This is a genomic window from Amycolatopsis sp. NPDC043885 (assembly GCF_056435685.1).
The window spans coordinates 16,969-30,271 of record NZ_JBWKEA010000015.1 but is presented as its reverse complement, the minus strand read 5'-3'; the positions used below and the strand labels follow the sequence as shown (position 1 = coordinate 30,271).

The 13,303-nt window shown below is 69.6% G+C and carries 13 protein-coding genes; 8 read left to right on the top strand and 5 right to left on the bottom strand.

Features of this window, described 5'->3' with window-relative positions; translation table 11 throughout:
• Positions 1-9: 9 nt before the first annotated feature.
• The gene (locus AC069I_RS32465) at positions 10-2,514 is read right to left on the bottom strand and encodes a winged helix-turn-helix domain-containing protein (protein ID WP_478267113.1); all 2,505 of its coding nucleotides are present in this window, start codon (positions 2,512-2,514) and stop codon (positions 10-12) included.
• A gap of 110 nt (positions 2,515-2,624) precedes the next feature.
• Positions 2,625-3,086 carry a DUF7144 family membrane protein gene (locus AC069I_RS32460; protein WP_478229816.1) on the bottom strand — a complete coding sequence of 154 codons (462 nt, stop codon included), beginning with the start codon at positions 3,084-3,086 and terminating at the stop codon, positions 2,625-2,627.
• Positions 3,087-3,286: 200 nt separating this feature from the next.
• On the opposite strand from AC069I_RS32460, the gene AC069I_RS32455 reads away from it, so the two are divergent.
• Positions 3,287-3,793, top strand: a complete 507-nt coding sequence (locus AC069I_RS32455) for a DUF1269 domain-containing protein (RefSeq protein WP_478229815.1) — start codon at positions 3,287-3,289, stop codon at positions 3,791-3,793.
• A gap of 98 nt (positions 3,794-3,891) precedes the next feature.
• Here AC069I_RS32455 and AC069I_RS32450 read toward each other — a convergent pair whose 3' ends face one another.
• On the bottom strand, positions 3,892-4,182 hold the full coding sequence (locus AC069I_RS32450; protein WP_478229814.1) for a hypothetical protein: 291 nt from the start codon (positions 4,180-4,182) through the stop codon (positions 3,892-3,894).
• Positions 4,179-4,466, bottom strand: coding sequence for a hypothetical protein (locus AC069I_RS32445; RefSeq protein ID WP_478229813.1), 288 nt, complete (start codon positions 4,464-4,466; stop codon positions 4,179-4,181). Before AC069I_RS32445 ends, AC069I_RS32450 begins: the two co-directional genes overlap by 4 nt.
• Before the next feature lie 187 nt (positions 4,467-4,653).
• Here AC069I_RS32445 and AC069I_RS32440 point away from each other — a divergent pair, with 187 nt between their 5' ends.
• From AC069I_RS32440 to AC069I_RS32410, 7 genes are all read left to right on the top strand, one after another.
• Entirely contained in the window at positions 4,654-7,314 is a 2,661-nt protein-coding gene (locus AC069I_RS32440) for a winged helix-turn-helix domain-containing protein (protein ID WP_478267112.1), read from the top strand.
• A 93-nt stretch (positions 7,315-7,407) separates the two neighbouring features.
• The gene (locus tag AC069I_RS32435) at positions 7,408-7,755 is read left to right on the top strand and encodes an SHOCT domain-containing protein (RefSeq protein WP_478229811.1); all 348 of its coding nucleotides are present in this window, start codon (positions 7,408-7,410) and stop codon (positions 7,753-7,755) included.
• A gap of 179 nt (positions 7,756-7,934) precedes the next feature.
• Positions 7,935-8,264 carry an ion channel gene (locus AC069I_RS32430; protein WP_478229847.1) on the top strand — a complete coding sequence of 110 codons (330 nt, stop codon included), beginning with the start codon at positions 7,935-7,937 and terminating at the stop codon, positions 8,262-8,264.
• 210 nt (positions 8,265-8,474) lie between these two features.
• Positions 8,475-8,720, top strand: coding sequence for a hypothetical protein (locus AC069I_RS32425; protein ID WP_478229810.1), 246 nt, complete (start codon positions 8,475-8,477; stop codon positions 8,718-8,720).
• Positions 8,721-8,738: 18 nt separating this feature from the next.
• Positions 8,739-9,632, top strand: a complete 894-nt coding sequence (locus AC069I_RS32420) for a helix-turn-helix domain-containing protein (protein WP_478229809.1) — start codon at positions 8,739-8,741, stop codon at positions 9,630-9,632.
• A 157-nt stretch (positions 9,633-9,789) separates the two neighbouring features.
• Positions 9,790-11,970 carry an RICIN domain-containing protein gene (locus AC069I_RS32415; RefSeq protein WP_478267111.1) on the top strand — a complete coding sequence of 727 codons (2,181 nt, stop codon included), beginning with the start codon at positions 9,790-9,792 and terminating at the stop codon, positions 11,968-11,970.
• Positions 11,971-12,121: 151 nt separating this feature from the next.
• On the top strand, positions 12,122-12,811 hold the full coding sequence (locus AC069I_RS32410) for a VCBS repeat-containing protein (RefSeq protein WP_478267110.1): 690 nt from the start codon (positions 12,122-12,124) through the stop codon (positions 12,809-12,811).
• A gap of 189 nt (positions 12,812-13,000) precedes the next feature.
• On the opposite strand, the gene AC069I_RS32405 is transcribed toward AC069I_RS32410, so the two are convergent.
• Positions 13,001-13,297 carry a DUF1540 domain-containing protein gene (locus AC069I_RS32405; RefSeq protein ID WP_016331847.1) on the bottom strand — a complete coding sequence of 99 codons (297 nt, stop codon included), beginning with the start codon at positions 13,295-13,297 and terminating at the stop codon, positions 13,001-13,003.
• Between the last annotated feature and the right edge of the window lie 6 nt (positions 13,298-13,303).

Sequence of the window (13,303 nt, the reverse complement as noted above, 5' to 3'; positions counted from 1 at the left end):
CCGGTGCGGTCAGGTCAGGCCGTGATGGCGCGCGACCACCACGGCCGACCGGCGGTTGTTCACCCCGAGCTTGCCGTAGATGGACCGGACGTGGGTCTTCACCGTGTTGACCGAAACCGTGAGGTCCGACGCGATCTCGTCCAGCGAACGCTGGGACGGCAACCGCCTCAGCACCACCTGTTCTCGATCGGTCAGCTCGCTGGACGAGGTGTCCGGGACGAGACGGCCGCGGACCGTCTGCGCGAAGCGGTCCAGCGAGCCGAACCCGCCCGAATGGTCGATCAACAGGTTCCTGACCCGCGGCTCGGCGAGCGCGAACGGACGTACCAGCCGATGTGGCCGGGCGAGGATGAGCGCGCGGTCGAGCGCGTGCAGCGCCAGGGTCCGCCGATGGGAACGCAACGCGAGCGCGGTCTCCGCCAGGCAGGTGTCCACCGGGGTGGCGGGCAGCAACGCGGGAGCGGCGGCGGTGGCCCGCAGGGCCTTCTCGGCCAGATCGGTCTCTTCGGCCGCGAGGTGGGCCCGTATCCGAAGCAGTGCCAGCTCGGCGGTGCCGGGCAATCTCTCCTGCGCCCAGGCGAACACCTCGGCCGCGTGCAGCCCTTCGCCGACCACGAGCGCCGCGTGATGTTCCACGACCGTGCACATTCCCGTGATCTCGCGAGGCAGGTCCAGATCCGCGAGCCGTCGCCGTGCCGTCCGCATGGCCTGCGAGCCCGCCACCCGGTCGCCGCCGTCGAAGCTGACCATGCCCTCGAAGAACCCGCGGAGCGGTCCGAGAACCGGCGCGGAGCCGGGCACCTCAGCTCGCGGGGCACTGGCCAACTCGCCTGCCGCCGCCACCGGCTCGAAGCGCATCAAGTCGTCGTAAGCCAGCATCAGATGGCATTCGGCGACACCCGGTGACCGGCGCCACCCGTGCCGTCGTGCGACGGCGAGCGCTCCGATGCATGCTCGCCTCATCGCCGTGTGGTCACCGAGCAACGCCGTCGCGACAGCGAGCGCGAGTCTGCTGTGGAGCACGAGGTGTTCGAGACGTTCTCCGTGGGCCAGGCGCAGCGCTTCTTCGGCGCGGGTGACGGCGTGGCGCCGGGCGCCCCGATGCAGGGACCGCCAGACCAGATCGAGCTTCTCCCAAGCGCCTGCCTCCGGGGCCCCCGCCACCCGGGGCACCGCGGTCTCGAGTGGGCCGCTCCCCGTCACCAGCGCGAGATGGGGCACGGCCAGCAGGCGCAGGCCGTCGTCGCCGAGATCGGTGGCGGCGGCGGTGAACTCGCCGCGCTGGACGTGGTCCAGCGCGGACGCCAGCCGGAGCCGTGGGCTCGCGACCAAAGCCCCCTCCCCCAGGTAGGCGAGCGCTCCGCGGACGAGTTCCCCGTCGCCGGCCAGCACCTGACGCACCGCGTGGTCCCGCGCCAACCCCAGGACACGTTGGCGGTCACCGCCCGCGATGGCGTGCGTCAGTGCTTCCCCGAACCGCCCTTCCCCGGCGTACCAGCGGGCCGCGATCCCCTGCAGCCGCCGTACCCGCGCCGGGGACCGGCGCGCCAGCTCCGCCTGCAGGAAACCCCGCGACAGGGCGGGAAGCCGGTAGGTGTCGGCCGGTGTGCGCACGACAAGCCCGGTCTCGCGCTCCAGCTCGTCCAGTGTCACTCCGGCGTCCGGCGAGCCCGACAGCCGGGCCGCGAGGCTCGCGCTCACCGTGTCGCAGACACTGATGCACAGCAAGAGATCCGACGTCGCTGACGGCAGCGAGGCGAGGACCTCGTCGGCGAAGAACCGGGCCACGGCGAGCTCGTCGCCCCCGACGGCGCCGACGAGCCCGTCCGTGTCCCCGGCATCGCGCAGCGAAACAGCGGCCCAGCCGAGCGCGGCCGCCCAGCCCGCGGTGCGCTCGGACAGATCGCGGACGAGGTCTTCGCTCACCGCGGCCCCGGTGGCGCGGAACAGGCACGCCGTCTCCTCCACGCTGAACCGCAGTTCGGCGGCACCGAGCCGCGAAAGCGCGCCTTCGACGTGCAGGCGGGCCAGCCGGAGTTTCGGCTCGACCCTGGTGGCCAGCATCAGCCGCAACATCGGAGGCTGATGCCGGGCCAGCGCCGCGAGCGCCTCCAACGGCTCCGGGTCGGAAATCTCCTGGACGTCGTCCAGTACGAGCCACACCGGTTCGCGCAGTCCGGCGAACACTTCACCGAGGTCGGCCAGGAACTCGGTGCGCCGCCCGGGCACCGGCGGCCTGAGCCGGAACTCCGGCAGGCGGGGGCTACGCCGCAACGCGAGGAGGATCGCCGCCCACAGACGGCGTTCGTCGTTGTCGTCGTCGTCCAGCGACACCCAGCCGACGTCCCGCCGATCGCGGGCCCATCCGGCCAGTGCGGTGGTCTTCCCGGAACCGGCCGGGGCCCGGAGCACGGTCACCGGCCGGGTGCCGGCGCGGTCGAACAGGGCCATGAGCCGGGAACGGGGGACGAAGATGCCCGGCACCCGCGGCACCATCACCTTGGCTCCGGGCATCCGCCAGGACCGCGACGTCGTTCGAGCGGGCAAGTCAACCTCTTGATCGTCCGAGGGACCGCGACCCCGGCGAGGCCACGACTGTGCTGGTCAGCGGTGTGGCCTCCGGATCACCAGAGCTCTTCCGCGGCCTCGTCCCCGTGCACCAGCACCGCCCAGATCACCAGGACGTCGAGAGCGATGACGACCACGCCCCAGATCGGATACGCGGACAGGAACACCATCTGCGCCAACGCGTTGAAGCCGGCGAGCACGACGGTGATGATGCGGGCCCACGGAGCCCCGGTGAACAGCGCGCTCCCCGCGAGCACCGCGAGGGCGCCGACGATCAGATGGATCCATCCCCAGGCGCCGAGGTCGAAGACGAGCAACCCCGATGGGCCGAGCAGGTAGTAGTTCTGGTCGAACAGCGCGACCAGTCCTTCCACGGCGGTGAACAGACCGGCCATGACGGTGATCGACCCGGCGAACCAGATCCAGCCAGACCGCCGCGACCGGGAGGCGGCCGGATCCGGCGGGGACGGCGGCCCGGTGCCGGGCGTGGTTGTCCGGTGGTGCGCTCTTTCGCTCATGATTCCTCTTTCCGGGAGGAGGGACTGCGGACTCGGGTGATCATGATGGGTTCGCCATGACGGCGGCCTCGCCCGCGTCAGGTGAGATCGGGCGCTGCCGGAACCGCACCGGCTCATCCGGCGCGGGCGATGCGGGGCGGGGGCGGCCCGGAGCACAGTGCCGCTCGGACCACCGATTCCGGATCGAGGAGGACCGCATCATGACTTCGCTGACCGTATGGGCCTTTCCCACCGCGGACGGCGCGGAGAACGCGCTCGCGCTGCTGGAACGACTGCAAAAGCAACAGCTCATCTCGATCGCCGACGCGGCCTATGTCACCTGGCCCGAAGGCCGGAAGAAGCCGAAGACCAAGGAACTCGGCTCCTTGACCGGCTCCGGGGCACTGGGCGGCGGGTTCTGGGGGCTGCTGTTGGGCCTGATCTTCCTGGTGCCGCTGCTGGGGATGGCCGTCGGGGCGACGATCGGGGCGATGACCGGTTCACTTTCCCGCGTCGGCATCGACGACGAGTTCATCGCCACCGTCCGGAACCGCGTCACGCCGGGCACGTCCGCGCTGTTCGTGATGTCGGACGACGCCGTCCTGGATCGGGTCGCGGAGCCCTTCAAGGAGACCGGTGCCACCCTGGTGACCACGAATCTCTCCGACGAGGAAGAGGCACGACTGCGCACCGCGTTCGGCGAGTTCCCCGTTCCCGGACGGCTCTGACCCGGTCCAGGCACTGGACGGTAGGTCCGTGAAGGCCTCCTTGAGGGACTCTGGGTCCCTCAAGGAGGCCTTCACGGACGCCACGGCACCTTCCCGGATCACCGCGTATTCGGAAAACGCCCGCCGATCTCCCGCAGGGGAAGTTCCCTGACCCGGTGCACGGACTCCACACACATCCCGAGTGCCTCGAGCGTCCGCAGAATGCGCGAGATACTCCCCTGATCGGTGACGGTGCCGAAGACGATCATCTCCTTGCCGACCGGGACCACGAGCATTCCCCGGAAATCGTCTACCACCCTGGCCGCCTGTTCGGGGATTCGACCACTGCCCCGGAAGACGTAATTCGCTCCCGCCAACGGTCCACGCCGAGCCGGAATCGGCAGGCTCATCGGTTCCCCTTTCCTCCGCCTGCCCGCCCCGCCGAGAAAAACGCCGCGGCGAGCACAGCCAGATCGACCGCCAACATGATCGACGACCAGGTGTGCGATGGCAGGAAGAGCGACCGCCCGAGCAGATCGAGACCGGCCCTGACGGCGAGCCGAACCGAGGTCACCGAGGTCAGTGTGGCGAGGAAGGCGGCGAGCGAGAACACCATCGCCTCGGTGCCGACACGGCCGGTTCGCAGAACGTCGAGTACCACGAACTCGACGGGACCGACCCAGAATAACTGCATCGTGACGAATGCGAGCGTCGGCCGATTTCCGGTTTTCCGCTTTCTCCATGAATCTCCACGAACTTTCACAGAGCACACGATTCTGCGCGCGGGATTCCTTTTCCTCGCCCAGCGCGGGTGAGACGGCCGAATTTCCTGGCAGGATCCGCCATGGGGGTGTGAAACTGACCGCGAAGGAGGCAGGCGCATGCTGGAGAACCAAGTTATTTCCCCGCGGAGACGGGTGCCGAAGACAAAGGTGACCATCCCGGATCCCCCCGGAGATCTCGTTCCCAGACCGCGACTGCTGACCGCCTTCGACAACGCGGAAGAGCGGTCCATGGTGTTCGTCGGGGCACCTGCCGGTTACGGCAAGACCGTGCTGCTCGCCGACTGGGCCGCCCGCCACCGCGGCGCGGTCGCCTGGGTCTCCGCCGACGCCGAGGACGACGACCTGTTCTTCTGGTCAGCGGTCCTCGAAGCGCTCAGCGGCTGCGCCCGGATCCCGGCGGGAAACCCGGTGCGGTCACTCGCGGTGCCCGCCACCCCGGGCACGGACCTCGCGTTCCAGGCCAAGGTCGCCGACGCGCTGGACATGCTGCCGGAACCCGTTCTGCTCGTACTCGACGGCGCTCAGGAGATCACCGATCCGGGCACGTGGCGCGGGCTGCGGGCGCTCCTGCGGCACCAGCCGTCGGGACTGCGCCTGGCGATCTCGAGCCGCAGTGAGCCACCGCTACCGCTGGTGCGCGCCCGCGTCGCGGGCAGGCTTCTCGAAGTGAATGTGGACCGATTGCGGTTCTCACCGGAAGAGGCCGGAGCACTCGTCGAGGCGATCGGGCCGGGGATCCCGCCGCATCAGGTCGGTCTGCTCGTCGCCAGGACGGGCGGCTGGCCCGCCGGACTGCGCCTCGCCGCCGCTTCCGCGGCACGGCAAGGAAATCTCGCCGACTTCTTCGCCGGACGGGACCGGGCGGTACTCGATTACCTGACCGACGAGGTGCTCGCTCCCCTGACGGCCGCGCAACGAGACCTGCTGCGCGCGATCAGCATCTGCGACGAAGTCCCGGCCGGACTGGCGGCCGCCTTGGCCGACCGGCCGGACGCGGAGGCGATGTTGCGTGATCTCGGCGAACCGGCCGGGCAGTTGGTGGACTCCGGCGGGACACCGGCACGCCATCGACTGCCACCCCTGCTGCGCACCTACCTGCGGGCCGAGTTGCTGCGGCGGGCCCCGGAGCGAACCAGGACCCTGCACGCGGCGGCGGCGCGCTGGTTCGCCGAACACGACCGGGCCGCCTCCGCGTTATTGCACAGCGTCCGCTCCGGCAACACCACGCGCGTCGGCGAATTGCTGCGCCGCCACGCGGTGACGCTGTTCCTCACCGGTGAGCACGACGTGCTGCGGCTCGCGCTCGCCGTCCTCGGCGACCAGCGGGCCGCGGCTTCCCCCCTGCTCGCACTGATCTCGGCCGCGCTGCACCTGGAGCGAGGCGAGCCGACGTTGGCGGAGTCGCAGCTGAGCTGCGCGGAAGCGGCCTGGCCAGAAGAACCCGAAGCGGAGCTGACGGTGCTGCGGCAGCTGGTGCACTCCCGGCTCGCCCAGGTCGATCGCGGGCCGGCGCAGGCCGTCCGCGCGGCCGAGCAGGTCGACGAGTACCTGGCGGCGGACACCGGGCTCAGCGGGTTGGCGACCCTGCACCGGGTGTGCGTCCTGACCGCCCGCCGTGATCGGGGTTCGGCGCGGGAGGCCCTGGCACGCGTAGCCGAATCCGCCGAGAACGCGCGGCACCACTTCCTCGGCACCCAATGTCTCATCACCCTGAGCGGACTGGCCGGGTCCGACGGCGACTACCGGGCGATGGACACGCTGGCGCGCCGGGTGCGGGCCCGCCACGTGGCACACGACCCGCATCGCTCGCTCGAAGGAGCCCAGGTGTCCGCCCAGCTCGCCTACGGCTCCTTGCTGCGCGGTGAGGCCGCCGAATGCGTCGAACACGCGAAGCAGATCGGGCGGATGCTCGGCGACGCACCCGCCCGGGCGGCCCGGAACCTGGGCCTGATCGCCGAAACCCTGCGGGGTGCGGCCGAATTCGAGCTCGGCGGCTGGCACTCGGGACTGCGGCGGATGCGCCGCGCACGCACGCGCCTTGGCACCGGGCGGAGTTTCTCCGCCGAACACGCGGCGTGGTGCGCGCTACTGGAGCACCGGGCGGCGCTGCGGCTCGGCGCTGCGGCTCAGGCGAGGGAGACCTTCCGCTGGGCCCAGCCGGTCATCGCCGGTTCGGGCGAACTGCTGCTGATGCGGGCCCGGACCCAGCTACGGCTCGGCAGACAGGGCGCGGCGAGTTCCGTGCTGCGGTCACTGTCGGAAGAGGACGCGCCGATGCTGTTGCCGTGGGCGGGGGTCGAAGCGTCGCTGGTCGGCGTGCGGGCGGCGCTGGCGGCCGGGGCGCCGGAGCGGGCGGTGCGGTCGCTGGACGACGCCCTGCGCGCCGCCGAACCCGGTGACGTCCGGTTCCCGTTCGTGTTCGCTCCTTCCGACGTCATCGCGTTCCTGACCACGCGACTCGGCAAACTGGGCACCGGTGAGCGGTTCGCGGGCCAGGTGCTCGCCTGGCGACGCGAAGCGTGCACTCCGCCGATGCCGGCGCCGCTGACCGAACGGGAACGCAATGTCCTGCGCCTGCTGCCCACCCAGCGGTCGATCGACGAGATCGCCCAGGACCTGACGGTTTCGCCGAACACCGTCAAGACCCACGTCCGCGGGATCTACACGAAACTCGACGTCCGCACCAGGCGCGACGCCGTGGCGATCGCGCTCCGGCGCGGTCTGCTGGACATCGAGGTCACCGATTTCCCGGGCTGACGCCCGCTCGCCTCACCTGTCCCGGGTGAGGCGAGCGGGCCCTGGCTCCGGTCAAGTGAAGCGGACCCGACCGATCCGGTGTGAGGAGAGATCATGGCCTTGGCGAGCACGGACTACCCGTTCTCCGAGCTGATGTGGACGATGCTGGTGTTCTTCTGCTGGGTCGCCTGGTTCTGGCTGTTGTTCCTCGTCCTGAGCGACCTCTACCGCAGGCCAGGAGTGTCCGGCTGGGCCAAGGCGGGCTGGACGGTGCTGGTGTTCTTGCTGCCCTTCGTCGGTGTCCTGCTCTACCTGGGCACGCAGGGCAGGCACTCGCGGTCTTCGTCCACAGTGGGCAAAGATGCCGCGGAGCGGATCGCCGAGGCGAAACGCCTGCTGGACCAAGGAGCCATCGACGAGGAGGAATTCCGCGTCCTCAAGCGGAAGGCGCTCTCGTCTTGACGTCGGCGTCCGGATGGCGGTTCTTCCACCTCGCGGTGCTGCGGCCGCTGCTGACGGTCACCGCGCTGCTGTGCCTGTACTACCTGCTCCCGGTCGACCAGGGGTTGCACGCCTGGACCGTGGCCGCCTTCGCCTGCGGCCTCGCGATCGTGGTACTGATCGTCGTCGGCGAGGTACGGATGATCCTGCGTTCACCGTTCGCCGCCCTGCAAGGGATCCAGGCGCTGGCCTTGATCGTGCCGCTGTTCCTGCTCCTGTTCGCCGACGGCTACTACGTGCTCGGCCAGGACCAGCCCGGCTCGTTCGGCACCGAGCTGACGCGGACGGATGCCCTGTACCTCACGGTCACGATGTTCACCACGGTGGGTTTCGGTGACATAGGACCGGTTTCGGCCACGGCACGGATACTGGCGACGGTCCAGACGGTGGCGAACCTGGTGGTGCTGAGCATCGCCCTGCGGGTGATCGTGACCGCCGTCCGGCGCCGAGGTCCGCGGCGAGCACGCTGACGGCCACGGTCATCGTCGTCGCCGCGTAGCCGGCTACGTATTGGGCGAGGGCCAAGGGCGGGACGATCATGGCGTGGCCGGGCGGGGACCGACCACGTACCCCCGCCTTCGTCAACAAGGCCACCTTTGCCTTACCCCTCAATAAGAACCACTTCACCCCGGACGGATGAGGCGGTGATCGAGACCGCACCCGATACCCGAGGAGGCACCATGCCCGAAACCGCGATCGCCGATCACGGCCTGATCGGCGATCTGCAGACCGCCGCACTGGTCACCACCGGCGGGTCGATCGACTGGTTCCGCAGCCCGCGCTTCGATTCACCGTCGGTCTTCGGCGCGCTGCGCTACGCCGAAGAGATCGCGCCGAGTGGCGAGCAACTCGACAACTTCCCGCAGGCCTTCACTCACCTCTCGCTCATCGACGCCGCGGTCACCCTCGACGCCGCTCTGGGGTGATTGCGCGAAGATGCGGGGATGGGTTACCGGACCTGGATGCGGTACTTCACACCGTCCGCCGTGCACCGACGGCTGGGCCTGGTGTGCCTCGGTGTCGGGCTGCAGCACGGCGTCCTGCCCGTGGTGGGGCCGCGCGTGCTCGACCATTACGTGGCCGTCGTGGTGTCCAAGGGGCGCGGGTGGTTCGCCGTGGCGGGCGGGGAACGGCAGGAGGTCGTCGCGCCCGCCCTGCTGTGGCTCGTCCCCGGGGTCGGGCACCACTACGCGCCCGACCCCGCGCACGGCTGGGAAGAATGTTTCGTCGACTTCGACGGCGGCGCCGTGGACGCCTACGTGGAACTCGGCTACGTCACACCCGGGACGCCGGTGGTGCCGCTGGGCGACGTCGAGGTCGTCCGCGACATCGTGAGCCGGATCGTGCGCTGCGCGCGAGGCGGCAGCCCGCTGGCACAGGTCGACGCTTCGGCGGCCGTGCATCACCTGCTGGTGGCCTTGCGGCGGGCCGGCGCCGACAGCACACCGAGCGGCGGATCCCTGCTGGAGGCGCTGGCGCGGGACGCCCTGCTGCCGATCAGCGTCGCGGAGATCGCGGCCCGCCGCGGCATGACGCTGCCCGAACTGCGCGCCGCCGTGCGCCGGAGCACCGAGACCGGTTTGAAGGACCACCTGCTGACCCTCCGTCTCAACCGCGCGAAGGAACTCCTGACCACCACGCGGATGCCGGTTCAGGAGGTGGCCCAGGCGATCGGCTACGAGGACGCCGCCTACTTCAGCAGGCTCTTCACCCGCCGGGTCGGGGTCTCGCCCGGGCGCTTCCGCGAGTCGCGCGTCCAGGCCGTCCCCGGTGGCTGGAGTTCGCGGATCCCCTCGCCCGACGATCCGCCGCTGGTGCCGACGGACGAGCCGGAGTGAGCTTGGACTTCCGTGCGGCACCGCTTGGACTTTCCGCGCAATAAGTGCATGAACGACGCTTGAAGTTGAGTGAATGCGTTGACTTACGCGCAATAACGTTCATAACATCGGCGACCGCCCCGCCAACTGTGGTGCGGGTCACCCTTGGGAGAGAGTCATGCGGACCCTGCCTCTTCTCGGCGCCGCGGCGTTGGCCGTGGCGGCGACCACGGTGGTACCGGTGTCGTCCGACGCCGCACCGCCGGACGCGACGTACACCATCACGGTCGACGCCAAGAAGTCGTTCAGCCCGACCACCGACACCCCGGCGAGTAGCTATGTCGACAAGGACGGCACGTTCTACTTCCAGCAGGCGGCCGCGCTCTACGGCGCGGACCAGCCGCGTGAGTGGGATTTCTACAGCGGGCGCGATTTCGACAGCTTCACCAAGAACCCCATCAGCACAGCGGTGAACCCGGCCAACCCCGCCGACCGCAACGACGACACGACCTGGCGCTGCAACAACAGCCCCACCGGCAAGGAGTCCACCTACCCGCCCGCCGGGTCGGGCTACTCGCAGCGCAACTTCTGTGACCTCGTCGGCACCTGGGTCGATCCGGACACCGGCGACTGGTACGGCCTGATCCACAACGAGTTCACGCCCGAGCCGTTCGGCGCCTACTCGTTCTCCCACTACGACGCGATCGACATGGCCGTGTCGAAGGACCAGGGCAAGACCTGGACCATCTCCGACCACGTGATCACCTCGCCTTACAGCACCGAACGCGGTGACACGTCGGCCTTCCCGCATCAGACGTTCGACTACGGCGACGGCGACCCGCGCCTGTTCGTCGACACCGCCTCCGGGTACTTCTACGTCTACTACGGTTCGCGCATCGTGCCGAAGGCGGGCGCCGGCGGCCCGATGACCGGGCTGGCGCACGTCGCCCGCTCGCCGATCTCGGCCAAGATGGCGTCCGGCTCGTGGCAGAAGTGGTTCGACGGCGGATGGACCCAGCCCGGTGTCGGCGGCCGCGAGAGCAACATGGTCCCCGTGTCCGCCCCGGGCGACACCGGTTACACACCCGTCGCGGACGACTACGACCCGGCCAACACCGGCAACGTCAGCGAGCAGATCGCCGCGGGACAACTGCCGCGCAAATCGGATCTGTTCATCATGAACATCGCCTACAACGCGCATCTCGGTCTCTACATCGGCGCGCCGGAGGCCGTGGACAGCGTCGTCCCCCAGCGGTATTACGTGACCGACGATCTGACGACGCAGAAGTGGCGGCTGATCGGCGACACCGGGAGCTACACCAACCAGTCGTGGTACCGCTGGTTCGTGGACGCCGCGAACAAGACGAACTCGACCATCATCGGCAAGCAGTTCCGGTCGTACTGCGCGGTGGCGTGCTCGAACAACGCGGGCGGTGAATACACCACCCAGACCATCACGTCGTCCGCACCCACACCGTCCCCTGTGGACACTTCACGCAAGTACCGCATCGGCCTCGGCGACGGCCGGGTTCTCGCGCAGGGAAACGGAACCGCGACGACGTCCGTCGCGAGCACGACCGGCTCCGACCGCGAGGCGTGGCAGTTCTCGTCCGACGGCGACGGCTCGTACCGCGTCACCAACGCCGCCACGGGCCAGCTCCTCGGCGTCGACGCCGTGCAGGCGGGCCGGACGTGGGGCGCGAAACCCACCGTGACGTCGTCCTCGACGGTCGGGCAGCAGTGGTTCGTCATCCCGTCCACTGCGGACAAGGGAACCTTCCGGCTGGTGAACCGCTACAGCGGGCTCGTGCTCGGCCTTTCCGGCAAGGCCTCGCGGCCGGCGGAGACCACCCCGCTGCGCTCCTGGACAGACACCACCGGGAACGCCGTCGGAGGTGGCCGGACCGCGGCCGAGCAGACGCTGAAGTTCACCGACGCCGGCGCCGGCACTCTCGGCGGGGTCCACACCCTGGCCGCGGCAGGCAAGAACCTCGACGACCCGGACTCGTCGACGGCCGCCGGCACACCTCTGGTCACCTGGACGCCGAACCAGGGCGCCAACCAGAAGTGGCTGTTCACCAGGCAGACCGACGGTTCCTACACCCTGACCAACACGCATTCGAAACTGTGCGCCGACGTCGAAGGCGGAGCCACCACCGCGGGCGCGCGCGTCATCCAGTGGACGTGCACGGGCGGGTCCAACCAACGCTGGACCGCGGCGAAACAGCCCGACGGCACCTACAAACTCGCCAGCGTCCGTTCGGGCCTGCTCCTGACCACGGCGTCCACTTCGGACGGTGCGGCCGTCACACAGCGGGCCGACACCGGTTCCGCGCTCCAGTCGTGGTCGATCGGCTGATCCGGGCGGCCCGCTCCTTCGGGGGCGGGCCACCTGGGTTGCGTTCGTGTGGCACATCACACTCTCACTGCACGCTCCCGCGCCGCAACCGTCTCCCCTCATGAGAGCACTTTCGGTGAAAAGTTCACCGAAAGCGTGGAGGGAGAACACCATGAAGCACACCAGCATCGTCCGTACCGCCACCATCACCGGCGTCGCCGCCGCGCTGAGCCTGGCCGCCATCGTCCCGGCGCTGGCGAGCCCGCTGAACAATCCGCTGACCCCGCCCTCCGGCGACCCGGTCACCACCGTGGCCGACCTCGACGGCAACGGCGAGATCGAGACCGTCACCGCCCAGCTCACCGGCTACAACGACCAGGTCGTCTCCGCCACCGTGAACGGCACCTTCACCTCGATCCACCTCGGCGCCGACAGCTCCGTCCCGCTCAAGGCCCCGCGCGTCACCGACCTCAACGGCGATGGCCGTGCCGAACTGATCGTCACCCAGTCCGTCGGCGCCAACACCACCTTCTTCACAGCTCTGCACTACGACGGCCGCAACCTCAGCCAGGTCGTCGACAACGACAGCAAGCCGCTGTCGATCGCCGAAGGCGGTGGCGTCGCCGCCCACCTGGGCTACCGGTGCACCCCGCTCGAAGGAGGCGGCCGCACCTTCGAAACCGTCGCCGCCGAAGCCGACGACGTCGGCGCCGACCCTCTCACCTACTCGGGCACCCGCACCGTCTACACCCTTCGCGACGGCGCGCTGACCACCCAGAAGACCATCCCGATCACCAACCGCCCGGTGACCGACCCGGTGCTCGGCACCGACGCCGCCACCTGCGACCAGGCCGGGAGCTGACGTCGCCCGCGAACGGTCGTGAGTGGCGATTCGGGCTTATTGAGGGGGCAAAGGTGGCATGTTGCGAAAGCCTCTTTCGCAACGTGACGGAGGCGGGGTGCGCGGTCGGGTCAGGTGGTCGTGAGTGAAAAGGGTCGTTCTAACGACCCTTTTCACTCACGAATCGCCACTCAGGGCCAGCCGTACCCGCTACGGTGCGTAGGTCAGGCAGTTGGCGGCATGGTCACCCTCGCCCGGCCCTACCCGGACACTCGATGCGGTGCATTCCAATGCGGAATTGTGGCGGCAATCGGACCGGGAGCAGGCTCCCACCTGCGCGGTCACTCGATCGAGTCCGCCTTTGGTGTTGAGCGGGACGAACGTTCCGCAATCGGCCGATCCATTGCCGCCACCCACCGTGATGGCGAAAGCGTGACAGCCGTCGTGGTTGTACGAGCATCCGCTGACCGTGCATTCGTGGACAGCGGGCATTTCGGTGGTGGTCATAACGAC